At 69.2% G+C, this 23,641-nt stretch carries 26 protein-coding genes and 1 tRNA gene; 20 read left to right on the forward strand and 7 right to left on the reverse strand.

What is annotated here, in order from left to right; genetic code table 11:
- Positions 1–6: 6 nt before the first annotated feature.
- From TCCBUS3UF1_RS02810 to TCCBUS3UF1_RS02820, 3 genes are read left to right on the forward strand one after another with little or no spacing between them, the layout of a single operon-like run.
- Entirely contained in the window at positions 7–432 is a 426-nt protein-coding gene (locus TCCBUS3UF1_RS02810) for a hypothetical protein (protein WP_041433708.1), read from the forward strand.
- A 51-nt stretch (positions 433–483) separates the two neighbouring features.
- A complete protein-coding gene (locus tag TCCBUS3UF1_RS12270) occupies positions 484–2,685 on the forward strand; it encodes a hypothetical protein (protein ID WP_014514989.1) in 2,202 nt (733 codons plus the stop codon).
- Positions 2,682–5,285, forward strand: a complete 2,604-nt coding sequence (locus tag TCCBUS3UF1_RS02820; RefSeq protein WP_014514990.1) for an exodeoxyribonuclease V subunit beta — start codon at positions 2,682–2,684, stop codon at positions 5,283–5,285. The genes TCCBUS3UF1_RS12270 and TCCBUS3UF1_RS02820 overlap by 4 nt, the downstream gene beginning before the upstream one ends.
- Before the next feature lie 11 nt (positions 5,286–5,296).
- Here the strand turns inward: TCCBUS3UF1_RS02820 and rpsI are convergent, their stop codons facing one another.
- A complete protein-coding gene (gene rpsI / locus TCCBUS3UF1_RS02825) occupies positions 5,297–5,683 on the reverse strand; it encodes a 30S ribosomal protein S9 (RefSeq protein ID WP_014514991.1) in 387 nt (128 codons plus the stop codon).
- Positions 5,683–6,108, reverse strand: a complete 426-nt coding sequence (rplM, locus tag TCCBUS3UF1_RS02830; RefSeq protein WP_014514992.1) for a 50S ribosomal protein L13 — start codon at positions 6,106–6,108, stop codon at positions 5,683–5,685. The genes rpsI and rplM overlap by 1 nt, the downstream gene beginning before the upstream one ends.
- Before the next feature lie 135 nt (positions 6,109–6,243).
- On the opposite strand from rplM, the gene TCCBUS3UF1_RS02835 reads away from it, so the two are divergent.
- Entirely contained in the window at positions 6,244–7,893 is a 1,650-nt protein-coding gene (locus tag TCCBUS3UF1_RS02835; protein WP_014514993.1) for a CTP synthase, read from the forward strand.
- Between the two features lie 6 nt (positions 7,894–7,899).
- On the opposite strand, the gene TCCBUS3UF1_RS02840 is transcribed toward TCCBUS3UF1_RS02835, so the two are convergent.
- The 5 genes from TCCBUS3UF1_RS02840 to cycA all read right to left on the reverse strand — a co-directional run bounded on the left by TCCBUS3UF1_RS02840 (position 7,900) and on the right by cycA (position 11,147).
- Positions 7,900–8,925 carry a DUF815 domain-containing protein gene (locus TCCBUS3UF1_RS02840; RefSeq protein ID WP_196793722.1) on the reverse strand — a complete coding sequence of 342 codons (1,026 nt, stop codon included), beginning with the start codon at positions 8,923–8,925 and terminating at the stop codon, positions 7,900–7,902.
- 44 nt (positions 8,926–8,969) lie between these two features.
- Positions 8,970–9,045: transfer RNA gene (locus TCCBUS3UF1_RS02845), tRNA-Lys, on the reverse strand.
- A gap of 39 nt (positions 9,046–9,084) precedes the next feature.
- Entirely contained in the window at positions 9,085–9,699 is a 615-nt protein-coding gene (locus TCCBUS3UF1_RS02850; protein WP_014514995.1) for a thiamine diphosphokinase, read from the reverse strand.
- Complete coding sequence (locus TCCBUS3UF1_RS02855; protein ID WP_014514996.1) at positions 9,696–10,646, reverse strand: ABC transporter ATP-binding protein; 951 nt, start codon at positions 10,644–10,646, stop codon at positions 9,696–9,698. The genes TCCBUS3UF1_RS02850 and TCCBUS3UF1_RS02855 overlap by 4 nt, the downstream gene beginning before the upstream one ends.
- A gap of 54 nt (positions 10,647–10,700) precedes the next feature.
- On the reverse strand, positions 10,701–11,147 hold the full coding sequence (gene cycA / locus TCCBUS3UF1_RS02860; RefSeq protein WP_014514997.1) for a cytochrome C-552: 447 nt from the start codon (positions 11,145–11,147) through the stop codon (positions 10,701–10,703).
- Between the two features lie 241 nt (positions 11,148–11,388).
- Here cycA and TCCBUS3UF1_RS02865 point away from each other — a divergent pair, with 241 nt between their 5' ends.
- From TCCBUS3UF1_RS02865 to TCCBUS3UF1_RS02940, 16 genes are all read left to right on the forward strand, one after another.
- Positions 11,389–11,820 carry a thioredoxin fold domain-containing protein gene (locus TCCBUS3UF1_RS02865; protein WP_014514998.1) on the forward strand — a complete coding sequence of 144 codons (432 nt, stop codon included), beginning with the start codon at positions 11,389–11,391 and terminating at the stop codon, positions 11,818–11,820.
- Positions 11,813–12,265: a thiosulfate oxidation carrier protein SoxY gene (gene soxY / locus TCCBUS3UF1_RS02870; RefSeq protein WP_014514999.1), complete on the forward strand. Its 453-nt coding sequence runs from the start codon at positions 11,813–11,815 to the stop codon at positions 12,263–12,265. The genes TCCBUS3UF1_RS02865 and soxY overlap by 8 nt, the downstream gene beginning before the upstream one ends.
- 18 nt (positions 12,266–12,283) lie before the next feature.
- Positions 12,284–12,610: a thiosulfate oxidation carrier complex protein SoxZ gene (gene soxZ / locus TCCBUS3UF1_RS02875; protein WP_014515000.1), complete on the forward strand. Its 327-nt coding sequence runs from the start codon at positions 12,284–12,286 to the stop codon at positions 12,608–12,610.
- A 44-nt stretch (positions 12,611–12,654) separates the two neighbouring features.
- Positions 12,655–13,434, forward strand: a complete 780-nt coding sequence (soxA, locus tag TCCBUS3UF1_RS02880; RefSeq protein ID WP_014515001.1) for a sulfur oxidation c-type cytochrome SoxA — start codon at positions 12,655–12,657, stop codon at positions 13,432–13,434.
- Between the two features lie 9 nt (positions 13,435–13,443).
- Complete coding sequence (soxX, locus tag TCCBUS3UF1_RS02885) at positions 13,444–14,013, forward strand: sulfur oxidation c-type cytochrome SoxX (RefSeq protein WP_014515002.1); 570 nt, start codon at positions 13,444–13,446, stop codon at positions 14,011–14,013.
- A complete protein-coding gene (gene soxB / locus TCCBUS3UF1_RS02890) occupies positions 14,010–15,731 on the forward strand; it encodes a thiosulfohydrolase SoxB (protein ID WP_014515003.1) in 1,722 nt (573 codons plus the stop codon). Before soxX (TCCBUS3UF1_RS02885) ends, soxB begins: the two co-directional genes overlap by 4 nt.
- Positions 15,728–16,288, forward strand: a complete 561-nt coding sequence (gene soxX / locus TCCBUS3UF1_RS02895) for a sulfur oxidation c-type cytochrome SoxX (protein WP_014515004.1) — start codon at positions 15,728–15,730, stop codon at positions 16,286–16,288. Before soxB ends, soxX (TCCBUS3UF1_RS02895) begins: the two co-directional genes overlap by 4 nt.
- 3 nt (positions 16,289–16,291) lie before the next feature.
- Positions 16,292–17,095 (forward strand): sulfur oxidation c-type cytochrome SoxA, encoded by an 804-nt coding sequence (soxA, locus tag TCCBUS3UF1_RS02900; protein ID WP_014515005.1) that lies wholly within the window; start codon positions 16,292–16,294, stop codon positions 17,093–17,095.
- A 2-nt stretch (positions 17,096–17,097) separates the two neighbouring features.
- Positions 17,098–17,529, forward strand: a complete 432-nt coding sequence (locus TCCBUS3UF1_RS02905; protein WP_014515006.1) for a rhodanese-like domain-containing protein — start codon at positions 17,098–17,100, stop codon at positions 17,527–17,529.
- Complete coding sequence (locus TCCBUS3UF1_RS02910; RefSeq protein ID WP_014515007.1) at positions 17,526–18,380, forward strand: hypothetical protein; 855 nt, start codon at positions 17,526–17,528, stop codon at positions 18,378–18,380. The genes TCCBUS3UF1_RS02905 and TCCBUS3UF1_RS02910 overlap by 4 nt, the downstream gene beginning before the upstream one ends.
- Before the next feature lie 12 nt (positions 18,381–18,392).
- Positions 18,393–19,682 (forward strand): FCSD flavin-binding domain-containing protein, encoded by a 1,290-nt coding sequence (locus tag TCCBUS3UF1_RS02915; protein ID WP_014515008.1) that lies wholly within the window; start codon positions 18,393–18,395, stop codon positions 19,680–19,682.
- A 68-nt stretch (positions 19,683–19,750) separates the two neighbouring features.
- Positions 19,751–21,034: a sulfite dehydrogenase gene (gene soxC / locus TCCBUS3UF1_RS02920; protein ID WP_014515009.1), complete on the forward strand. Its 1,284-nt coding sequence runs from the start codon at positions 19,751–19,753 to the stop codon at positions 21,032–21,034.
- The gene (locus TCCBUS3UF1_RS02925) at positions 21,027–21,575 is read left to right on the forward strand and encodes a c-type cytochrome (protein WP_014515010.1); all 549 of its coding nucleotides are present in this window, start codon (positions 21,027–21,029) and stop codon (positions 21,573–21,575) included. Before soxC ends, TCCBUS3UF1_RS02925 begins: the two co-directional genes overlap by 8 nt.
- A 9-nt stretch (positions 21,576–21,584) precedes the next feature.
- Positions 21,585–22,253 (forward strand): cytochrome c biogenesis protein CcdA, encoded by a 669-nt coding sequence (gene ccdA / locus TCCBUS3UF1_RS02930; protein ID WP_014515011.1) that lies wholly within the window; start codon positions 21,585–21,587, stop codon positions 22,251–22,253.
- 46 nt (positions 22,254–22,299) lie between these two features.
- The gene (locus TCCBUS3UF1_RS02935) at positions 22,300–22,878 is read left to right on the forward strand and encodes an ABC transporter ATP-binding protein (protein WP_014515012.1); all 579 of its coding nucleotides are present in this window, start codon (positions 22,300–22,302) and stop codon (positions 22,876–22,878) included.
- Positions 22,875–23,597 (forward strand): heme exporter protein CcmB, encoded by a 723-nt coding sequence (locus TCCBUS3UF1_RS02940; protein ID WP_014515013.1) that lies wholly within the window; start codon positions 22,875–22,877, stop codon positions 23,595–23,597. The genes TCCBUS3UF1_RS02935 and TCCBUS3UF1_RS02940 overlap by 4 nt, the downstream gene beginning before the upstream one ends.
- Positions 23,598–23,641: the final 44 nt, after the last annotated feature.

A 23,641-nucleotide genomic window follows, 5' to 3' on the forward strand; every position in this document is an offset into this window, starting at 1 on the left:
GTGAGGATGCGGGGAGGGTGGGCCGCTTTGCTCCTGGCCTGGGGCCTGGCCTGGGCAGAGGGGTCCCCCCCTCCATCGGAGGCGGCCTTTCTCCGCTGCCGCGAGGTGGTGGGGGGCCTCGAGGTCCAGGCCCTTTACCAGGGGGAGGGCGCCACCCTGGTCCTCCTGGGCAAGGGGCGCCCCCTGCTCCTGGTGGCCCTGGAGGAGGGCCGCCCCCTGCCCCACGCCGGCCCTCCCCGGGGCAAGCCCATGGCCCGGCGCCCCTTCCCTTTCCTGAGGGAGCTTTCCCTGGCCCGCCGGGTGGTGGTCCTGGCCGGGGAGTACCGCTGCTTCGTCCTCCACCGGGGGCGGGTGGTGGGGGTGTTGCGGCTGGGGCCGGACCTGGAGCCCCTGCCCCTTTTCCCGCCTCCGGAGGGGCCGCCAGCCCCTTAGCCCAGGGGGGCCGGGGACGCCCCCGGCCCTTGGTTTTAGAATGGGCCCCATATGAAGCCCGGCCTCTACCCCGTCCTGGGCCCCCCCGCTTCCGGGAAGACCCGCCTGGCCCTGGAGCTGGCCCGGGGGGCCCTGGCCCGCAGGCAGCGGGTCGTGTGGGTGGGGCTTCCCCACCAGCGGGCCTACCTCTACCGCCTCCTGGGGGAGGAAGGGGCCTTTTTGGGGCTGGAGTTCCTCTCCTTCCAGGCCCTCTACTACCGGGTCCTGGCGGAGGCGGGGCGGCTTGGACCCTTGCTGCCGGGGGCGGGCCGGGTGGCCCTGGTGGCCGAGGCCTTGCGGGCTTTCTCCCCGGAGGTGGCCCCGGGGGAGGCGCGCCTTTTTGCCCGGGCCATCGCCGAGCTGAAGCGGTTTGGCCTATCCCCCTTCGCCCTGCCCAAGGAGGGGGAGGCGGGGCGGCTGCGCCGGGTTTACTTCCGCTACGAACGGCTCAAGGGCAGGGCCCTGGACTACGACGATTTCCGCCACCGCGCCCTAAGGGCCCCCCTCCGCCTTTTCCCCCCGCCGGGCCTGGTGGTGGTGGACGGCTTTCGGGAAATCGGCCCCCTGGACCTCCGCTTCCTCCGCCGCCTGGCGGCCCAGGTGCCGGTCCTCCTCACCCTGGAGCGCCTGCCCGAGGGGCTGGAACCCTGGCGGGAGCTTTCCCCCAGGCCCGTGCGGAAGCGGGTCTGGGCCCTAGCCAACCCGGTGGAGGAGGCCCGCTACCTCCTCCGGGCCCTGAAGCGGGCCCTGGCCCCCAGGGCCTTAGGGGGGGAGGGGCTTTCCCCGGAGGAGATCCTGGTGGTGGCCCCCGAGGGGCGGATCGGGGGGCTTCTCCTCCTCCAAGAGGAGTACGGCCTGCCCCTATCGGACGGGCGGGAGCGGGCCCTGGCCGAGGGGGAGGAAGGGGAAAGGGTCCTGGCCCTCCTCAACCCCGTGCCCACGGGGCGGGACCTTTTGGCCCTGGGCTTCACCGCCTTGGGGCGGAGGGCCTTGCGCCTGGGCCTGGCCGGGGAGGAGGCCCTGGCGGTCTTGGCCGAGCGGGAGGGCCTTCTGGAGGAATGGCGGGCCTTCTTGGCCCTGCGCACCCCTGGCCCCGACCTCCTGGCCTGGGGGGAGGCGGTCCTGGAGCGGCTGGGGGTGGCGGCCAAGGAGCCTTTCCTCGCCCGGCTCCGCCTGGCCCTGGGGGTGGACCGGGCTAACCCCTTGGCCTGGTGGCGGAGCCTCCTCTTGGACGAGACCTTGCCCCCGGAGCCGGTCCGGGGCGTTCCCCTCCTCCCCCCCTTGCGGGCCACGGGGGTGCGGGCCCGGCGGGCCTACGTCCTGGAGTGGGTGGCGGGGCGGTACACCCTGGGGGAAGGGGAGGACTACTTCCTCCTGGAGGAGCTGAGGGAACGGGGGCTTCTGCGGAGCCTGCCGCGGCGGCTTCGCGGCCTGGATCCCCTCTTCCAAGCGGAGATGGCCACCCGGGGGGAGGAGGTCTTCCTCCTCTACCCGGAGGCGGGGCTTTCCGGCCTCTACGAGCCCCTGGAAAGGGGAGAAAGGCCCCCGCCCCTGCCGCCCGCCAGCGCCCTCGAGGTCCTCCCCCAGGAGCCCTTCCCCCTTTCCCCCCTCCGCGCCTCCGGCCCCCCTCCCCACCTGGAGGCCCTGCGCCGCCTGCGGGAGTGCCCCTTCCGGGCCTATGCCGAGCGGTTTGGCCTGCGGGAAGGGGGGGAGGCCCTGGGCTGGCACCTTTTCCCGGAGGGGAAGGAGGCCCTTTCCCGCCACCCCGAGGTGGGGCCCTGGCTCCAGGCCCATGGGGCCCACCTGGAGGGGATGCGCTTTTGGGTGTGGTGGCAGGGAGCCCACTTTCCCCTGCGCCTGGACGGGGTGCGGCGGGAAGGGGGGACGATCCACCTCTACCGCCTCCTGCCCCGGGGGGCCGAGCCCGATCTGGGGCCGCAGCGGCGCTGGACGGAGTGGTACGCCCTGGGGGCCTTGCTGCAGAGGGGGGATGTGGAGGCGGTGCACCTTTGGGTCTGGCCTTTCCTGGGTACACCCCGTCCCTATCGTCCCAGGCCCTTCCGCAAGGGGGAGTCCATCCCCGCCTTGAGGGAGGTCAGGGACCAGGCTGAGAAAGCCCTTGCCCTTTGGCACCAGGGGGTGTTTTCCCCGAGGCCTGGCCCCCACTGCTACGCCTGCGGCCTGGCCGATGTCTGCCGCAAGGAGGACGCATGAGGCTCTACGTGGCCTCGGCGGGTACCGGCAAGACCCATGCCCTGGTGAGGGAGCTCCTGGACCTGGTGGCCCAGGGGGTGCCCCTGCGGCGGGTGGCGGCCCTCACCTTCACCCGCAAGGCCGCCGAGGAGCTGAGGCGAAGGATCGAGGCCCAGGTGCGGGCCTTGGCCCCCCAGGACCCCCTGGCCCAGGAGGCCCAGCGGGAGGTCTACGGGGCGGTCTTCACCACCCTCCACGGCTTCATGGCCGAGGCCCTGCGCCACACCGCCCCTCTCCTCTCCCTGGACCCCGATTTCGCCGTCTTGGACGAGCTGGTGGCCGAGGCCTTCTTTCGGGAAGAGACCAGGAGCCTCCTCTACCTGAGGGGCCTGGATCCCGGCCTGGAGGAGCTCCTCTTTGCCCTTTACAAAAAGCGCTCCCTGGCGGATAGGCTCTACCCTGCCCCAGGGGCGGAAGGGGTCTGGGCCCTCTTCCAGGAGGCCCTGGAGGGCTACCGCCGCCGCACGCGGGAGGCCCTGGGGCCTTCGGACCTCGAGGCCCTGGCCCTCCGCCTTCTGGACCACCCCGTGGCCGTGGGGCGGGTGGTGGAGCGCTTTCCCCACATCCTCCTGGACGAGTACCAGGATATCAACCCCCTTCAGGGCCGCTTCTTCGCCGCCTTGGAGGCGGCGGGGGCCAGGCTGGTGGCCGTGGGGGACCCCAAGCAGTCCATCTACCTCTTCCGCAACGCCCGGGTGGAGGTCTTCCGCCAAGCCCTGGAGAGGGCCGAGGAGCGGCGGGAGCTTCGGGAAACCTGGCGCCACGCCCGGGCGGTGGCTCAGCTCCTCAACCGCTTTGTGGCCCTTTTCCCCGAAGGGGAGAGGGTGGAGGTGGTTCCCCAGCGGGCCGAGGAGGGCCGGGTGGAGGTCCACTGGGTGGTGGGGGAGGGGGAGCTTGCGGACAAGCGCCGCCATGAGGCCCACCTCTTGGCCCGTCGCCTTCGGGAACTCGCCGCCGAGGGGTATGCCTTTTCTGAGATGGCGGTGCTGGTGCGCAGCCGCCAGAGCCTGCCCCCCTTGGAGGGCGCTCTCCGCGCCCTGGGGGTGCCCTACGGCCTAAGGCGGGGGCGGAGCTTCTTCACCCGGCCCGAGGTGCGGGACCTCTACCACGCCCTGAGGCTTTCCCTCCTGGAAGGCCCTCCTTCCCCCGAGGAGCGCCTCTCCCTTCTCGCCTTCCTGCGGGGGCCTTTTTTGGGTTTGGACCTGGGAAGCCTGGAGGAGGCCCTCCGAGCGGAAGACCCCTTGCCCCTCCTGCCCCCCATGGCCCAGGAGCGCCTGGCCTGGCTTAAGGGCCTGGCGGGCCGGCGCCCCCTCGAGGCCCTCAAGCTTTTGGCCCGGGAGGAGACCTTCCTGAGGCGGCTTTCCCCCCGGGCCCGGGCCAACCTGGACACCCTTCTCCTCCTGGCCTCCGCCGAGCGCTTCCCCGACCTCGAGGCCCTTTTGGAGTGGCTGCAGGCCCGCGCCAAGGACCCCGAGGCCTCGGAGCTGCCCGAGGGCGGCGAGGGGGTGAACCTCCTCACGGTCCACGCGGCCAAGGGCCTGGAGTGGAGGGTGGTGGCGGTCTTTGACCTGGCCCGCGGGGAACGGCCTAACCAGGAACCCCTCCGGGTGGGGCTTTCCGGGGAGGTGGCCCTGGAGGGCACCCCGGCCTACCAAGCCCTGGGGCAGGCCTTGGCCCAGGCCGAGGAGGAGGAGGCCCTTCGCCTCCTCTACGTGGCCCTTTCCCGGGCCCGGGATGTCCTCCTGGTCACGGGGAGCGAATCGGCCCGCCCGGGCCCATGGGCCCGGGCCCTGGACCGCCTGGGCCTGGGCCCCAAGGACCAGGACCCCTGGGTGCGCCGCCACCTCTTCCAGGAGCCTCCTCCCCCCTTGCCCCGGGAGGGGCCGGAAGGGGAGGCCAACCCCGCCCCCTACGCCACCTGGAGCCTCCCGCCCAAGCCCTTCCCCCAGGTCTACTCCCCCAGCGCCCACCGCAAGGCCGAGGCGGAGCCCAGACCCCTGGCCGAGGCCCTGGAGGCCGAGGCCCTACCCGAGTTCGCCCGGGCCGTGGGCACGTTGGTCCACTACGCCCTGGCCCGCCACCTGGATCCGGAGGACGAGGGGGCCATGGCCGCCCTCCTCCTGCAGGAGGTGGCCTTCCCCTTGGCCCAGGAGGGGGAGAGGCTTTTGGCGGAGGTGCGGGCCCTTTTGCGGGGGTATAGGGCCCTCCTGGGCCCGGTCCTCCCGCCCCTCGAGGCCCGGGAGGAGGACTACGCCGAGCTCCCCCTGGTCCTGCCCCTCATGGGCACCGTCTGGTACGGGGTCCTGGACCGCCTTTACCGGGTGGGGGGGCGCTGGTACCTGGAGGACTACAAGACCGACCGGGAGGTGGACCCCGAGGCCTACCGCCTCCAGCTTGCCCTCTACTGGGAGGCGGTGCGCCGGGCCTGGGGGGTGGAGGCCGAGGCCCGGCTCGTCTACCTGCGCCACCGCCGGGTCCAACCCTTTACCCCTGAGGAGCTGCGGGAGGCCCTGGCCGGGCTGGAAACGGAACACCCCCCCGAGGGGGCCTCGGGGGGGTAAGGGGAAGGGGGCTAGCGCTTGGAGTACTGGGGTGCCCGCCGGGCCTTGTGCTTGCCGTACTTCTTCCGCTCCACCACCCGCGCGTCCCGGGTGAGGAAGCCCAGGGGCTTGAGCTTGGCCCGGTAGTCGGGGTTGTAGCGGAGGAGGGCCCGGGCCACCCCCAGCTTGATGGCGTCCACCTGGCCGCTCTTCCCGCCCCCGCTCACGGTGATGTAGGCGTCAAAGCGGCCCAGGGCGTCCACCGCCCGCAGGGGCTCCAGGGCCGCCACCGCCCGCACGATCCCCTGGAAATAGTCCTGGAAGTCCTGGCCGTTGACGGTGACCTTGCCGTTTCCGGGCCTGAGGAAGACCCGGGCCACCGCCTCCTTGCGCCTGCCGGTGCCGTAGTACTGCTCCATCACTTGACCTCCAGCTTCTGGGGCTTCTGGGCCTGGTGGGGGTGGGTGGGCCCGGCGTAGACCTTGAGCCGCTTGAAGAGCCTGCGGCCCAAGGGCCCCTTGGGGAGCATCCCCTTCACCGCGTGCTCCAGCACCCTCTCGGGGTGGGTGGCCAGCATCTTCTCCGCGGGGATCTCCTTAAGGCCCCCTTGGTAGCCGCTGTAGCGGGTGTAGATCTTCTGCTTGAGCTTCTTGCCGGTGAGGCGGATCTTGTCCGCGTTCACCACCACCACGAAGTCCCCCATGGCCAGGTTGGGCGTCCAGTCGGGGCGGTGCTTGCCCCGCAAGAGGGTGGCGATCTGCGTGGCGAGCCGCCCCAGGGTCTTGCCCTCGGCGTCTATGAGAACCCAGCGGGGTTCCGTCTCCTTCGGCACGTACGTCTGCATCACCAGGGCCCTCCTTATGGTGCCTCGCTATAGCACCCCGTTCTTGACGGGGGATCGGGGGACCCCGCAAGAACGCCAAAGAAGACTTTACCATAAACCCTAGCCCCTCCGCCAGATGTGGTAGGCTGAGGTCCCGTGGACGGGGTTGCCGAGCGCGCCAGCAGGCCCAGGAAGTACGTCTTCGTCACGGGGGGCGTGGTGTCCAGCCTGGGGAAGGGGATCCTCACCTCTTCCCTGGGGGCGCTTTTCCGGGCCCGGGGATACCAGGTTACGGCCATCAAGATCGATCCCTACGTGAACGTGGACGCGGGGACCATGCGCCCCTACGAGCACGGGGAGGTCTTCGTCACCGGGGATGGGGCGGAGACCGATCTGGATATCGGCCACTACGAGCGCTTTTTGGACATGGACCTCTCCCGGGGGAACAACCTCACCACCGGCCAGGTTTACCTTTCCGTGATCCAGAAGGAGCGCCGGGGGGAGTACCTTTCCCAGACGGTCCAGGTCATCCCCCACATCACCGACGAGATCAAGGAAAGGATCCGCAAGGTGGCCGAGGAGCAAAGGGCGGAGGTGGTGGTGGTGGAGGTGGGGGGCACGGTGGGGGACATTGAGAGCCTCCCCTTCCTGGAGGCCATCCGCCAGTTCCGTTTTGACGAGGGGGAGGGGAACACCTTCTACATCCACCTCACCCTGGTCCCTTACCTGGAGACCAGCGAGGAGTTCAAGACCAAGCCCACGCAGCACTCCGTGGCCACCCTGCGGGGGGTGGGGATCCAGCCCGATGCCGTGGTCCTGCGCTCGGCCAAGCCCGTGCCGGAGGAGGTGCGCAAGAAGGTAGCCCTCTTCACCAACGTCCGTCCGGGGCACGTCTTCTCCAGCCCCAACGTGGACCACCTCTACGAGGTGCCCCTCCTCCTGGAGGAGCAGGGTTTGGGCCGGGCGGTGGAGCGGGCCTTGGGCCTCGAGCCCGTCTTCCCCAACCTGGCCTTCTGGCAGGAAGCGGTGCGGGTCCTGAAGCACCCCGAGCGCACGGTGCGCATTGCTATCGCCGGCAAGTACGTGAAGATGCCCGACGCCTACCTCTCCCTCCTCGAGGCCCTGAAGCACGCCGGCATCAAGAACCGGGCCCGGGTGGAGGTGAAGTGGGTGGACGCCGAGGGCCTGGAGGCCGGGGACCTGGAGGAGGCCTTCCGCGACGTGGCCGGCATCCTGGTCCCGGGCGGCTTCGGGGTGCGGGGCATAGAGGGGAAGGTGCGGGCAGCCCAGTACGCCCGGGAGCGCAAGATCCCCTACCTGGGCATCTGCTTGGGCTTGCAGATCGCGGTCATTGAGTTTGCCCGGAACGTGGCCGGGCTCAAGGGGGCCAACTCCACGGAGTTTGACCCCTACACCCCCCACCCCGTGATCGACCTCATGCCCGAGCAGCTGGAGGTGGAGGGCCTGGGGGGGACGATGCGCCTGGGGGACTGGCCCATGCGCATCAAGGAGGGAACCCTCCTGCACCGCCTTTACGGCAAGGACGAGGTCCTGGAGCGCCACCGCCACCGCTATGAGGTGAACCCCCTTTACGTGGACGGCCTGGAGCGGGCCGGCCTGGTGGTCTCGGCCACCACCCCGGGGATGCGGGGCCGGGGGGCGGGGCTGGTGGAGGCCATTGAGCTCAAGGACCACCCCTTCTTCCTGGCCGTCCAGAGCCATCCGGAGTTCAAAAGCCGCCCCATGCGCCCTTCCCCTCCCTTCGCCGGGTTCGTGGAGGCGGCGTTGCGCCACGCGGGGGCTTAGCCCAGGTTAGGCCAGGAGGCTCGCGCACTGCCGGGCCACCCGGCCCGAGTACCCCTTCTCCAGGGCAAAGCGGAGGGCGGCCCCCTCCTCCTCGGGGGTGAGGGGGCGGCCCAGGTGGTGGGCCACCGCCCTCAGGTAAAGCCCCTTGTCAAAGGGCGGGAAGGTGAGGACCAGGCCGAAGCGCTCCGAGAGGGCCAGGGTGTCCTGGAGGGCGTCCCAGGCCTGGGGGCCTTCCCCGGGGAGGGGGTTTTCCCCCAGGTGGCGCACCAGGTGGCGGCGGTTGGAGGTGGCCAGGAGGAGGACGTTTTCCGGTGGGCCCTCCAGGCTTCCCTCCAGGAGGGCTTTCAGGTGATGGAAGGCCTCGTCCTCGGGGTCCAGGGAGAGGTCGTCCAGGAAGAGGAAGAAGCGGTGGGGCAAGAGGGCCAGGGTTTGCAGAAGGCGCTCCAGGTGGGCCAGGGCCCCGGTTTCCACCTCCACCATCCTGGCCCCTTCCAGGCGCAAAAGACCCTTGGCCGCGGTGCTCTTTCCCGTGCCCCGGGCCCCGTAGAGGAGGGTGTGCAGGGCGGGCCTGCCCTGGAGGAAGCGGCGGGCGTTTTCCTCTAGGGCCTCCCGCTGGGCCTCGTACCCCAGAAGCTCTCCTTCCCGGGGGAGGCGGGGGGAGGGGATGGGCTGGACCTCGCCCCCGAAGCGGAAGGCGCGGTAAAGGGCGAAGGGGTAGGGGCCGTGGGCCTGGAGGACCCGCACCAGGGCCTGGGGGTCGCGGGCCAGGAGGGCGGCCAAGGCCCCTTCCTCGGCGGGGTGGGGGGGGCGTTCCCCCAGGTCGCCCAGGGGGAAGTCCCGGCGCAGCCTGAGGAGCTTGGCGTGGAGGGCCTCGAGGTCCATCCGGATCAGGTCCAGCACCCCAGGGGTGGGCCTCAAGGCCCGCCAGGCCCAGGGGGCCTTAAGGAGGCCCTGGGCCAGGGCGTAGCCCCAGGGTTCCCCCCGGGGCAGGTCCAGGGCCAGGAGGTCTATGGGGGTTTGGGGGTGTTCCATGGGCTCCATGATAGGGCGAAGCCCCGGGTTTCCCCGGGGCCCCTTGGTGGGCCGCACAGGACTCGAACCTGTAACCCACCGATTAAGAGTCGGTTGCTCTACCGGTTGAGCTAGCGGCCCAAGCGCCAAACATGAGTCTAGCCTCCTCCTTTTGCCCTGTCAAGGGAAGAGGTAGAGGAGGGCCCGGCCCTCCTCCACCCGGACCCGGATGGGGCCCAGGGCCCGGTTCTCCAGGGTCAGGGTGGTGGCCTCGAGGGGGGTGGGGTGAAGGGGGTAGCGGGCCCCCTCCACCCCCAGGGTGGCCCTGGGGAAGGGGAGGAGGCTGAAGGGCTCGCCTTCCCCCAAGGGGAAGCGGTGTTCCCCGGGCAGGAGGGGGTAGGCCCAGGCCAGGCCGTCCGTGAGGGCCGCCCCAACCCCCTGTTCCCGCAGGGCAAAGGCCAGCTCCAGGTGGGCCAGGGTATGGTCCAGCCGGCCCCCTATTCCCCCCAGGAGGAGGACCTCCTCGGCCCCCAGCTCCAGGGCCTTCCGTACCAGGGCCTCCCCGTCCGTGAGCTCCTTTTCCCGGGGCAGGACCTCCTTGGGGCTGGGGAGGGCTTCCTGGAGCCAGGGAGGGCTGGAGTCAAAGTCCCCCAGCCAGAGCTCCGGGGCGAGCCCCAGGGCCAGGGCATGCCGCGCCCCCGAGTCCGCGGCCAGGAGGCGGTAGCCCCGAAGCCGCACCTTGAGGCCCTCCGTGGCCAGGAGGGGACCGCCCAAAAGCAGGGCAAAGCGCCTCATCCCCCCAAGGCTACCGCCCGCTTGGGGTCCAGGTGGAGCCCCACCTCCGTCCCCTCCTCCGGTCCTGCTGGGGCTTCCAGGTAAAGCCGCACCCCCTTGGCCCGGACCCAAAGCCCCACCCGGGCCCCGAAGAAGAGCCGCTCCTCCACCTTCCCCCTGAGGGGCCCTCCCAGGCCCAGGGCCTGGGGGGGTAGGAGGTGGGGCTTGGGGGGTAGGCCCAGGGCCTGGCTTTCCTCCGGGGAAAGGAGGTTCTTGTGCCCCAGGAAGCGGGCGGTCCAGGCATCCTGGGGCCGGGTGTAGACCTCCTCGGGCCGGCCCACCTGGACCAGCCGGCCCTCCCGCATCACCGCCACCCGCCCCGCCAGGAGGAAGGCCTCCTCCTGGTCGTGGGTGACCACCAGGGTGGTGATCCCTTCCGCCCGCAGGGTGCGGCGGAGGAAGAGGAGGAGTTCCTCCCGCAGGCGTAGGTCTAAAGCCCCCAGGGGCTCGTCCAGGAGGAGGAGCCTGGGCCTTGGGGCCAGGGCCCGGGCCAGGGCCACCCGCTGTTGCTCCCCTCCAGAAAGCTCCTGGGGGCGTTTCCGGGCGTGGGGGGTGAGCTCCATCCGCCTGAGGAGTTCCTCCACCCGGGCTTCCCGTGCCGCCTTGGGCCAGCGGGCCTCCACCAGGCCAAAGGCCAGGTTCTCCGCCACCGTGAGGTGGGGGAAGAGGGCGTAGTCCTGGAAGAGGAAGCCCACCCCCCGGCGTTCCGGGGGTAGGGGGGTGAGGTCCTGGTCCCGGAAGCGCACGAAGCCCCTGTCGGGGGGAAGGAGGCCGGTGATGAGCCTAAGGAGCGTGCTCTTGCCGCTGCCCGAGGGGCCGAGGAGGGCCAGGACCTCCCCCTCTTGGACCTCGAGGGCCACCGCCAGGCGGAAGCCGGGAAAGGACTTCTCCAGGGAAAGGGCCAGCACCCCTCCATTAAACGAAACCCCGGGGCCCTAGGCCCCGGGGTTCCCCAAGGGGTCCTACTTCAGGCCCAGCTTCTTGCGCTCCTCCAGCACCTGCTGGGGGGTAAGCCGCTTGGCCCGGAGGGCCTTGACCTCGTCGGCGGTGAAGGGCTTGAAGCCCTGGACCTTCTTGTCATCCCCCCAGGCGGTGGCGATGTGGTTGAGGAGGGCGGCGATCTCCTCGTCCTTCAGGCCGTTGTAAGCGGGCATGGCCCCGTTGTACTTCATGCCCTTGACCTCGATCTGCCCCTGCAGGCCCCAAAGGAGGACCTGGATGAGGAATTCCCGCCCGCCCTTCAGGGCCAGGATCTCGGCCACGTGCCCCGCCAGGGGCGGGAAGGCCCCCGGTATGCCTTGGCCCGTGGCCTGGTGGCAGCCCGCGCACTGGGTGTAGAGTTTGGCGCCATCCGCCTGGGCTAGGGCCAGGCCGCCGAGAAGGAGAAAAGCCATAAGGGTCCGCTTCATCTTTACCCTCCGGGGTATAGGGTAGTTTGTCCCTTGTTTCCCGTCAAGGGCCTGGGCTTTAGGCAAGCTTTAGCCGGCTGGGGCATGGGGAAGGGTCCTCTATTAGGTATACAGGCATACCTATGCCGCTCAGGGGTACTTGGTGAGCTTAGGCACAAAAAGAGTGTGCCCGAGGGCTTGATTTTGGGCTGACAGCCTGATAAGGTACAAATGTCCTTGGGTGTACCCAGGCGGTGTAAAGATGTACGTATACCGGGTACTTTGGACGCTCCTCCTCGCGGGCCCCTTGGCCTTGGCGGCCCTGGACGCGAGCCGTTGGTATCCCTTCGCCCAGGCCCAGGATCTAGCCAGGGAGTACAGCCGGGTACTCATGGTGTACTTCCATAGCCCCACCTGCCCTTACTGCGACCAGATGAACACCTTCGTCCTCTCTGACCCCGGGGTGAGCCAGCTTTTGGAAGAGCGCTTCCTGGTGGCCTCTGTGAGCACCGCGACCCCGGAGGGGCAGGAGCTTTCCCGGCGCTTCCGCGTGCCGGGTACCCCTACCTTCGTCTTCCTCGTCCACCGCAAGGGGGCGTGGGAAGAGGTGGGCCGGCTTTTTGGCAGCCGGCCCCGGGCGCAGTTCCTCTCGGAGCTGCGCCAGGTGTGCGCCAAGGGAGGTGTGTGTGAATAGGCGAGCGTTTCTGAAGGCTACCGGTGCGGCCCTGGGGGCGGTGGCCCTGGCCGGGCTTCCCGCCCGGGCCCAGGCCCTGGAGGGTGAGGACTTGGCCAACCTGGAGAAGGCCCTGAAGGAAGCCCTGGGCAAGGGGTTCAAGGACCTCACCCCCTCCAACCTGGTGAAGCTCACCATGCCGGCCATCGCGGAGAGTGGGGCCAACGTGCCCGCGGAGGTGGAGGTCAACCTGCCCCCAAGCCAGGTAAAGGCCATCCATCTCTTCGCCGACAAGAACCCCACCCCCAGGCTGGTGAGCTTCATGCCCATGAAGGCCATGGCCTACTACGCCACCCGGGTGCGCCTGGCGGAAACTAGCGCGGTGAGGGCCGTGGTGGAGACCACCGACGGCAGGCTGCTTCTGGCCTCGGCCAGCACCCGGGTGACCGTGGGCGGCTGCGGCTAAGGAAAGGAGGAACCCGAGATGCCCATCCGTACCATCGTCCGTCTGACCCCGGCCAAGCCCAAGGCCGGCGAGGAAGTCCGGCTCCAGGCAGTGGCCCAGCACCCCAACGAGCCCGGCACCCGCCGGGACGAGAAGGGAAACCTCATCCCCGCCAACTACATCAACCTGGTGGAGGTCTACTTTGAGGGGGAAAAGGTGGCCGAGGCCCGCCCCGGCCCCTCCACCAGCGCCAACCCCCTCTACGGCTTCAAGTTCAAGGCCGAGAAGCCCGGCACCTTCACCGTGAAGCTCAAGGACACCAGCGGGGACACCGGGGAGGGGCAGGTCAAGCTGGAGCTGGCCTAAGGTGGGGCGCCCGGGGGACCGGGCGCCTTTATGGAGGTGGGTATATGGTCTGGAGGGCGTGGTGTACGCTGGCCCTGGTCCTTCTTCTTCCCCTGGCCCTGGCCCAGGATGCCGACCCGCGGGAGGAGGCCAAGCGGCAAAAGGAGCTCCTCCTCAAGACCGCAGGCATCCTTCCCACGGAGCTGGTGGTGGAGCAAGGCCGGGAGCTTTTCGGTCGCAAGGGGCCTTCGGGCAAGACCATGGCCGAGTGCGACTTTGGCCTGGGCAAGGGCGTGCTGGAGGGGGCTGCGGCCCGGCTTCCCCGTTACTTCCTGGACACGAACCGGGTGGAGGACCTGGATAGCCGCATCCTCACCTGCATGACCCGGGTGCAGGGGTTTAAGCCCGAGCAGATCCGGCGCTCCGAGGTGGTGGCCGTGGCCTTTTACATCGCCAGCAAGTCCACGGGCCAGCGGATCCAGGTCCGCCTTCTCTTCCCCCAGGAGCGGGAGCTTTACGCCCTAGGGGAGAAGCTCTTTTACGCCCGCACCGGGGCCAGGGACGTGGGGTGCGCCACCTGCCACGTCACCTACGTGGGCCGGCGGGCAGGGGTCTTGCCCTATGCGGACGTCCTGGGCAAGGACCAGTCCTGGACCCACTGGCCCGCCTACCGCTACTCCAACGACCAAACCTGGACCATGCAGGACCGGATCCGGGCCTGCTACGGCAACATCGCCCACCCGCCCCCGGACCTTTACTCCTTGCCCATCCTGGCCCTCGAGGTTTTCCTGGCCTACCGCAACAACGGGGCCGTGGTGGAGGAGTGGCCCGCCTTTGTGCGCTAAGGAGGGAGCATGAGAAAGGTCGTTTTCGCCCTGATGGTCCTTTCCCTGGTGGCCTTGGCCCAGCGTTACTTCCAGGACCAGGAACTGGAGCGCATCAAGACCGCGGGCAGGGCCTACGCTGAGGTTTTCCTCAACCAGCGTCCGGACCAGGCCCTCTGCTCCCTCCACAAAAACCGCCTCCCCGCTGACCTCCTGCCCCAGTTCCTGGAGGCCCAGCGGGCCCAGATCCGCTACCCGCAAAACGGCAAGCTCATGGGGGATTGGAAGAAGGGCGGGGCCATCTTCAACAACCTGCAGAAGGCCAACTGCTTCTCCTGCCACTTCGGCTCCCCCGTGCACCTGGGGGGGGACGTGGGCCCCAGCCTGGAGAAGTACGGTCTCAAGCGGGGCCAGTCCGAGGCGGTCCAGCGCTACACCTACGAGGTCATCTACAACGCCTGGGCCTTCTTCCCTTGCACGGTCATGTACCGCTTCGGGGCCCAGGGCCTCCTGACCCCGGAGGAGATCGCCGACGTGGTGGCCTACCTCCTGGACCCCGAGTCCGACTTCAACACCAAGCCCGCGGTGGGGTCTAAATGAACCGCAGGGACTTCCTCTTCCTCCTTTCCGTCCTAGGGGGCCTGGGGCCCAGGGCCCTGGCCCAGGTGCGGGAGGACCCTGCCCGCCTTTACGACCTCCCCCCCTACGGGGAGGCCACCCTCCTCTACTTCTCCGACCTCCACGGCCAGGCCTTCCCCCACCACTTCATGGAACCCCCCAACCTCATCGCCCCCAAGCCCCTGATGGGCCGCCCCGGCTACCTCACCGGGGAGGCCATCCTCCGCTACTACGGGGTGGGGCGGGGCACGCCCTTGGCCTACCTCCTCTCCTACCTGGACTTTGTGGAGCTGGCCCGCGCCTTTGGCCCCATCGGGGGGATGGCCGCCCTCACCGCCCTTATCCGCCAGCAAAAGGCCCAGGTGGAAGCCGCAGGCGGGCAGGCCCTGGTCCTGGACGGGGGGGATACCTGGACCAACTCCGGGCTTTCCCTGCTCACCCAGGGAGAGGCCATCGTGGAGTGGCAGAACCTCACCGGGGTGGACCACATGGTCTCCCACTGGGAGTGGACCTTGGGGCGGCAAAGGGTGGAGGAGCTCCTCAAGAAGTTCCGGGGGGAACACCTTTCCTACAACGTGGTGGACGAGCTCTTTGGCGACCCCCTCTTCCCCGCCTACCGCATCCATACCCTGGGGGGGTACGCCGTGGCCGTGGTGGGGGCCACCTACCCCTACGTGAAGGTTTCCCACCCCGAGGGCTTTACCGAAGGGCTTTCCTTCGCCCTGGACGAGAAGCGCCTGCAGGAGACGGTGGACGCGGCCCGGGCCGAGGGGGCGGACGCGGTGGTCCTCCTCTCCCACAACGGCCTGCAGCTGGATGCCGCCCTGGCGGAAAGGGTGCAGGGGATTGACCTGATCCTCTCCGGCCACACCCACGACCTCACCCCCTTGCCCTGGCGGGTAGGGAAGACCTGGATCGTGGCGGGAAGCGCGGCGGGAAAGGCCCTCATGCGGGTGGACCTGAAGCTCCGCCGGGGCGGGGTCGCCAACCTGCGGGTCCGGGTCCTGCCCGTCCTGGCCCAGCACCTGCCCAAGGCGGCGGACGTGGAGGCCTGGCTGGAGGCCCGGATGGCCCCCCACCGCGCCCACCTCTTGGAAGCCTTGGCCGTTGCCGAAACCCTCCTCTACAAGCGGGATACCCTCTACTCCACCTTTGACCAGCTGGTGGGGGAGGCGGTGAAGGCCCTCTACCCCGAGGTGGAGGTGGTCTTCAGCCCCGCGGTGCGCTGGGGGACCACCATCCTTCCCGGGCAGGCCATCACCCGCGACCACCTTTACGCCTTTACCGGGTTCACCTACCCCGAGCTCTACCTCTTCTGGCTGCGGGGGGAACAGATAAGGAACGTCTTGGAGGACATCGCCAGCAACGTCTTCAGCCCCGACCCTTTCTACCAACAAGGGGGGGATGTGAGCCGCACCCACGGGCTCCGCTACGCCTTGGACCCCGATGCCCCCCTGGGGCGCCGGGTCCAGAGGGTGGAGGTGGGGGGAAGGCCCTTGGACCCCGGCCGCCGCTACCTGGTGGCCGCCTACGGGGGGCGGCTCCAGCGGGCGGGGGAGGCCAGGGCCGGCTACGAGCCCAAGCCCATCTACGCCCTCTTGGAGGCCTACCTCAAGGGGGTGGGGAGGGTTAGGGTTCTCCCCGAGCCCAACGTGCGGGTTCTGGGGCGCAACTACCGCATACCGGAGGTGAGAGGATGAAGCGAAAAGCGCTTTTGGCCATGGGGCTTCTGGCTTTTGGGCTGGCCCTTTCCCAGGTGAGCCCCTTCCGGGCCCGCCTCGAGGCCGCCCTAGGGAGCGGGGGGCGGGAGTTCGCCCAGGTGATGCTCTCCCAGGACCGGGGCCAGGCCCTTTGCAGCCAGTACCGGGACAGACTCCCCCCCGACCTCATACCCCAGTTCCTGGCCGAGCAGAAGGCCCTCATCAAGTACCCCAAAAGCGGTAAGCTCCTGGGGGACTGGAGGAACGGGGAGAAGGTCTTCACCGACCCTAAGCGGGGCAACTGCTACGCCTGCCACGCGGGCGACCCCAAGGAGGTGGCCTACGGCACCATGGGCCCCTCCCTCACCGGCTACGGCCAGCGGGGCACCTCGGAACCCGTGGTCCGCTACACCTACGAGAAGATCTACAACGCCTGGGCCTTCGTGCCCTGCTCCCTCATGTACCGGGGCGGGGTCCATGGCCTCTTCACCCCGGAGGAGACCGCCGACCTGGTGGCCTACCTCCTGGACCCCAACTCCCCCATCAACCGGAGGTGAGCGGTGAAGGACAAGCGAACCCGCATCCTTTTCCTTTCCCTGAGCCTGGCCGCCCTGGGGGGGCTCTTGGGCTACACCCAGCAGCCCAAGCCCCTGGACCCCTTTGAGGAGGCCATGCGCCAGCGGCAGATGTACCTGGAGACCTTCGGGGTTCTCCCCGGGGAGCTTTACGTGGAGGAGGGCAAGGAGCTCTTCTTCCGCAAGGGCCCCAGCGGCAAGACCCTGGAGGAGTGCGACTTCGGCCTGGGCAAGGGCAAGCTGGAGGGGGTCTACGCCGTCTTGCCCAAGTACTTCCCCGATAGCCGCAAGGTGGAGGACCTGGAAAGCCGGGTCTACACCTGCATGCAGACCGTCCAGGGCTACAAGCCCCAGGCCATCAAGCGGGAGGAGGTCAAGGCCATCACCACCTACATCGCCAGCTTCTCCTCCAAGGCCAAGATGCAGGTGGTGCCCAAGCACCCCCAGGAGCTGGCCATGTACAACCTGGGGCGGGAGCTATGGTACGCCCGCGCCGGGGCGCGGGACATGAGCTGCGCCGTCTGCCACGACCAGTATGCCGGCCAGCGGGTGCGCCTCTCCCCGGTGCGGAGCCCCAAACAAGGTCTAGGGAGCGAGTGGCCCGCCTACCGCTTTGAGGCGGACAAGCTCTACACCATGGAGGACCGCATCGCCTTCTGCTACGAGTCCATCGCCATCCCTGCTCCCGCCTTCTACTCCGAGCCCTACATCGCCCTGACCCTGTACATGCTGGCCGAGGCCACCAAGGCCGGGCGTTCCTTTGAGGAGTTGCCCTTCTTCACCCGCTAGCCATGCGCCGCCGCCACCTCCTCGCCCTTCTGCCCCTCCTTCCCCTGGCCCGGGCCCAGGGAGGGGAGGGGTGGGTGCAGGCCTTCGGGGCCTTCCTCCAGCGGGTGCCTCCCGCGAGCTACCTGGTCTACCCCACGGAGGCCAAGGACCTCCTCCTCTTTGAGCCCTTCGTTCTGGACGTGCGCACCCTGGAGGAGCGGAAACGGGGCTACATCCCGGGCTCGGTGCACATCTACGCCGGCCAGGTGCCCGACCGCCTTTCGGAACTTCCCAAGGACAAGGAGGCCCTGATCCTGGTCTACTGCAACTCGGGGAGCGTGTCCATGGTGGTGGCGGCCTACCTGCGGGCCCTGGGCTACAAGAACGCCAAGAACATCGCCCACGGTTTCAAGGGCTGGCTGGACGCCGGCCTGGAAGTGGAGGGAGGATCATGAAACGAATTCTGGTTTTGACGGCGGCCCTTCTGGGCTTTTCCCTGGCCCAGTCCCTGGTGGTGGAGGTCCGCGGGTCCTTGGAAGCGGTGGAGGCCAGGACCCTGCGGGCCTTGAGGGAGGCGGGCCTCGAGCCCGACCGGGTCCTGAACCTGGGGGAGCAGGTGCGCCAGGTGACGGGCCCCGGCTTCCCCGATTACCGCCTGGTGGTGCTCAAGCCGGAGGCGGGCAGCGTGGAGGCGGCCTCCAAGAACCCCATGGCCGCCATCGTCCTGCCCCCCACGGTCTTCATCACCGGGGAAGGGGGGCGCTACACGGTGGGCACCCTGGATGGCAGGCTCCTCTTCGGCATGCTGGGGGTGTACGGGGGGGCGGTGGAGCGGTTGGTGTGGCGCCTCGAGGCCGCCCTGGGCCGCCTGGGCCCCGTGCGCCAGGTGGCCCCGGCCATGATGCCCGATCCCCGAAGCGGCATGATGCCCGCCCTGCTCTACCGGGTCCCTGGGGCCAAGCTGGAGGACGTGGTCCTCATGGTGGAGACCGAGCTCACCTCCGCCGGGCTCAACCTCTTGCCCAACGTGCGGGTGGGCCCGGTGACGGTGATCATGCCCTGCAAGAGCGAGTGGGCCCGGGTGATGTTCCTCACCCAGCCCGCGGGCGGGTTCGCCGCCCCCTGCCGCTTCTTCGCCATGCCCATGGGGGAGGATGTCCTGGTGGGGGCCATAGACCCCATGCTGATGACCATCATGCCTGGGGTCATGGGTAGCCCCGCGGTTACAATGCTGCAAGAGGCCAGGCAGGTGATGCTGGGAATCCTGGAAGCCGTGGGCGGGGTTCCCCATCGCCTTGGCCCATGAGGAGGAAAGAGTATGGCGAAGGTGAACCGGCGGGATCTTCTCAAGGCGGGCGCGGCCCTGGCCGCCACAGGGGCCCTTGGGGGCGGGGCCTGGGCCCAGGAGTTCTATAGCCGTCCCCCCACCCTCCTGCCCCGCACCCGCAAGCCGCGGGTGGTGGTCATCGGCGGGGGCTGGGGCGGAACCACAGTGGCCCGGAAGCTGGTGCAGGCGGGGGTGGAGGCCGAGGTGGTCCTGGTGGAACAGCGGCCCATCTTCATGTCCTGCCCCATGTCCAACCTCTACCTGGCCGGGGCTAAGCCCCTGGAGTGGATGGTCTTTGACTACACCAACGTGGTGGAGGACGGGGTGGTCTTCGTCCAGGAGAGGGTTTTGGACATCCAGCGGGACAAGCGCCTCATCCGCACCACCGGGGGCTACCTAGGCTACGACTTCCTGGTCCTGGCCCCGGGGATTGACTACATGTACGAGGCCATCCCCGGCTACACCGAGGCCAAGCACCTCCTGCCCGTGGGCTTCAAGCCCTTTGAGCACATCGCCCTCCGCCGCATGCTGGACCGGTTTGACGAGACGGGCGGGGAGCTGGTCATGTACATCCCCAACCCCCCCTACCGCTGTCCCCCGGGGCCCTACGAGCGGGCGGCCATGCTGGCCTGGCGGATCAAGAGCAAGGGGGTCAAGGGCAAGATCATCGTCCTGGACGCCAACCCCCAGCCCATCTCCAAGGCTGCGGGCTTCCTGGCCGCCTTCAACGACCTCTACAAGGGCGTCTTGGAGTACGTGCCCAACACCCGCATCACCGGCATCGATTACGCCAAGAAGCAGGTCCTCACCGAGCTGGGGGAGGTGCCCTTCACCCTGGCCAACATTATCCCCCCCATGAAGGCGGGGGAGCTGGTGCGCATCGCCGGCCTGGGGGAGCGCTGGGCCAACATTCGCCTGCCCTACTTCCTCTCGGAAAAGGACGACCGGGTCTACCTGCTGGGGGACATCGTGGGCAACACCCCCTACCCCAAGAGCGGGATGGTGGCCTACGTTTCCGGCACCATCGTGGCCCGGCACCTGGCGGAGCGGCTTAAGGGCAAGCCCTTGGCCCAGATCCCCTACGAGCTTCCCACCAACATCTGCTACTCCTTCGTGGACTCGGAGGAGGCCATCTGGGTGGCCCACCAGCACTCCTGGGACGAGGCGGCCAAGCGCATCGTGCAGCAGAGCAGCGTGGACAACCAGCGCTCCAAGGCCAATGGCCAGGCGGCTTATGGCTGGGCCGAGGGCATCTGGAACGATATGTTTGGCCCGGCCTGAACCCCTTGGGCCCCGCCCCCAAAAGGGGCGGGGCTTTTTTGTCCCTGCCAGATACACTAGGAGGGTATATGGACCGAAGGAAGTTTTTCCGGCTGCTTGGTGCGGGAGGGCTTTTGGGCTTCCTCAAGGCCAAGGCCCAGACCCCTCCCTGGGACGAGGAGACCTTCGCCCCCATGCGCACCCTGGGGGCCCCCCTTTCCGAGTACGGCGGGCGGAGCCCCTACGAGGAAGGGGTGGTGCGCTACATCTCCCCCAACCTGCGCACCCGGCACTCGGGGGCCGACTTTGCCCCCCTGGAGAAGCTGGAAGGGGTCATCACCCCCAACGGCCTCCACTTTGAGCGCCACCACGGGGGGGTGCCCCAGGTGGACCCCGCCAAGTACCGCCTGGTGATCCACGGCATGGTGGAGCGGCCCCTGGTCTTCACCCTCGAGGACCTCAAGCGCTTCCCCTCCGTGACCCGCACCTACTTCATTGAGTGCGCGGGCAACGGGCAAAACGGCTACCGCAACCCCCCTGACCCCAACCTCACGGCCACCCGCAGCCGCGGCCTGGCCTCCAACGCCAGCTGGACCGGGGTGCCCCTGGCCCTTCTCCTCAAGGAGGCCGGGGTGAAGCCCGGGGCCAGGTGGCTGATCCCCGAGGGGATGGACGCCGCGGCCTACACCCGTTCCCTGCCCCTGGAGAAGGCCATGGAAGACGTCCTGGTGGCCTATGCGCAAAACGGCGAGGCCCTGCGCCCGGAACAGGGCTACCCCGTGCGCCTGGTGGTGCCGGGCTGGGAGGGGAGCATCCAGGTGAAGTGGCTTCGGCGCATCCTGGTCACCGACCTCCCCGCCATGGCCAAGGACGAGACCAGCGAGTACACCGACGTCATGGCCGACGGCAAGGTCCTGGCCTTCACCTGGGTCATGGACCCTGAGTCCATCATCACCTACCCCTCGGGGTTGCAGCGGATCCGGCCTGGCTTCCACGAGATCCGCGGCCTGGCCTGGAGCGGGTACGGGCGCATCACCAAGGTGGAGATCTCCTTGGACGAGGGCAAGACCTGGCGCCAGGCCACCTTGGAGCCCCCTGTGGAGCGCTACGCCTTCGTGCGCTTCAAGATGCCCTGGTACTGGGACGGGAAGGAGGTGGTCCTCTGGAGCCGGGCCTGGGACGAGAAGGGCAACACCCAGCCCACCCGGGAGGCCTTCTTCAAGAAGTGGGGCAGGAACAACCGCTACCACTACAACGCCATCCAGGCCTGGCGCATCCTTCCCGATGGCCGGGTGGTAAACGGGGACCGCCCCCTGGGCCAGGAGGCCTTCGGGCCCGCGGGGGGCTGTGGCGGGGAGGTGTTCGATGTTTAGGCGCCTTGGGGTCCTGTTGGCCCTTTTGGGCCTGGCCGTGGGGGCCCGCTACCAGCTGGGTACCCCCATCAGCGAGGAACTGGTGGCCCAGTACGATCTGAGGCCCGTGGTCCTGCCCGATGGCCGGGGCCTGCCCCCGGGGGAGGGCAGGGTGGAGGAGGGGGAGCGCATCTACGCGGAGAAGTGCGCCTCCTGCCACGGGGGCCGGGGGGAAGGGTACCCCTTCAACCGCCTGGTGGCCGAGCCTTTCCCCATCACCCCGGACACCGACCCGGTGGAGTTCGCCATCGGCAACTACTGGCAGTACGCCACCACCCTGTACGACTACATCCGTCGGGCCATGCCCTTCGGGGCCCCGGGCACCCTCACGGACCAGGAGGTCTACCACCTGGTGGCCTGGCTCCTCTACATGAACGGCATCATCGAGGCCGACACCCCCATCAACCAGAAGACCCTGCCCCAGGTGCGGATGCCGGCCCGGGAACTCCTGGACCTGGACCCTGAGACCAAGCGCCGCTTCCCCTGGCTCACCCTGCCCTAGGATGAAGGCATGAGCCTTTCCCTTGGTGCGGCCTTTTTGGCGGGGGTGCTCTCCTTCCTCTCCCCTTGCGTGCTCCCCCTGGTCCCCACCTACCTCTTCTACCTGGGGGGGGAGCGGGGGCGCCCCCTTTTCAACGCCCTCTTCTTCGTTCTGGGCTTCGGGGTGGTCTTCTTCCTCCTGGGCCTGCCCTTCACCCTTCTTGGGGGGCTTCTCTTTGAGCACCGGCAGACCTTGGCCCGGGTGGGTGGGGGGGTGCTCCTCCTCCTCGGCCTCTACATGCTGGGCCTCCGCCCCCGCTGGGGGGTGAACCTGCGCTACGAGGGGGAGACGGGGCGCCCCTGGGGGGCCTTCCTCCTGGGGGCCACCCTGGGCCTGGGCTGGACCCCTTGCATCGGCCCCATCCTGGGGGCCATCCTCACCCTGACCGCGGTGGGGGGCGGGGTGGGGTTTCTCCTGGCCTATATCCTGGGCCTGGCCCTGCCCTTCCTCCTGGTGGCCCTCTTCGCCGAGCGGCTCAAGGGCTGGCTCAGGCGGGCGGGGCGGCTTTCCCACCATGTGGAGCGCCTGGCGGGGGTGGTCCTCCTCCTGGTGGGGGCCCTGCTCCTCACCGGCACCTACTCCTCCCTGAACGCCTTCTTCCTGCGCATCACCCCCGAGTGGCTGCAGAAGTACCTCTAGCCCCGGGACCCTTGTCCTTGGGGGATACCCCTAAACTGGTAGAAGCATGCTCTTGCGCCTTCAGGCCCTCTCCAAGCGCTTTGGCCGGGACTGGGTGATCCGGGACCTCTCCTTCACCCTGGAGCGGGGGGAGGTGGTGGCCCTCCTGGGCCCCAACGGTTCCGGCAAGACCACCCTCCTCAGGCTCATGGCCGGCCTCCTCAAGCCCACCCGAGGCCGGGTGGAACGGGGGGGGAGGCCCCTTTTCCTGGCCAACCCTCCGGCCTTCCACCGGCACCTCACCGCTGGGGAGCACCTCCGCTATGACCTCCTCTTCCACGGCTTCCACGGCCAGGAAGGGGACTGGCGGGGGGCCTTGGCCCGGTTTGGCCTGCCCGAGGACCTGCCCCTTGCGGCCTTCTCCAGCGGGATGCGCAAGCGGCTTGCTCTGGCCCGCCTTTCCCTCCTAAAGCCCGACATCTGGCTCCTGGACGAACCGGAAACCGCCTTGGACGGGGAGGGGCGGGGGCTACTTCTGGAGGTGCTGGCCGAGGCCAGGGGACAAGGGGGGGTGGTCCTGGCCACCCACGACCGGGCCCTGGCGGAGGGGGTGGCGGACCGCACCCTGGAGCTGGGGGCGGCATGAGGCCTTCCCTGCGCGCCGCTCAGGCCCCGGGGAAGGGGGTGGCCTTGACGGGGCTCCGGCGGGTCCTGGTGTTGGCCCTGCGCGACCTGCGCCTCGAGGTCCGGGACCGGGCGGGCCTCCTCTCCGTTCTGGCCTTCTTCACGGTGATGCTTTTCATCATGGCCCTGGCCTTGGGGCCGGAGGAGGGGCCCTTGCGCCGGGCGGCCCCGGGGGTCTTGTGGGTGGCCCTGGCCTTTGCCAGCACCCTCCTTTCCACCCGGGCCTTCGCCCTGGAGGTGGAGGACGCCACCCTGGATGACCTCCTCCTCACCCCTGGGAGCAAGGAGTGGATCTACCTGGGCAAGCTCCTTTTCCAGATGCTCCTCCTCCTCCCCTTGGGCCTCTTGGCCCTCTTCATGGCCGGGGGGCTTTTCTACCTTCCCCTGGAGCGGGGGTTGCCCCTTGGCCTAACCCTGGCCCTGGGGATGCTGGGCTACGCCAGCGTGGCCACCTTCTACGCCGGGCTTCTCGCCCGCCTGCGGGGGCGGGAGGTCCTCCTGCCCCTCCTCCTCTTCTCCCTGGTGGTCCCCGTGGTCCTGGCGGCGGTCCGGGCCACCACGGGGTTGGTGGAAGGCCTGCCCCTGGAGGAGGTGGCCTCCTGGTGGCAGCTCCTTTTGGTCTTTGACGTGGTCTACCTGACGGCCAGCGCCCTGCTCTTCCCCGTGGTCATGGAGGGGTAGGGGGCGCACAAACTTTTCACCCTGGACGGCTATGCTGAAGCTTG

The organism is Thermus sp. CCB_US3_UF1 (assembly GCF_000236585.1).
GTDB lineage: Bacteria > Deinococcota > Deinococci > Deinococcales > Thermaceae > Thermus.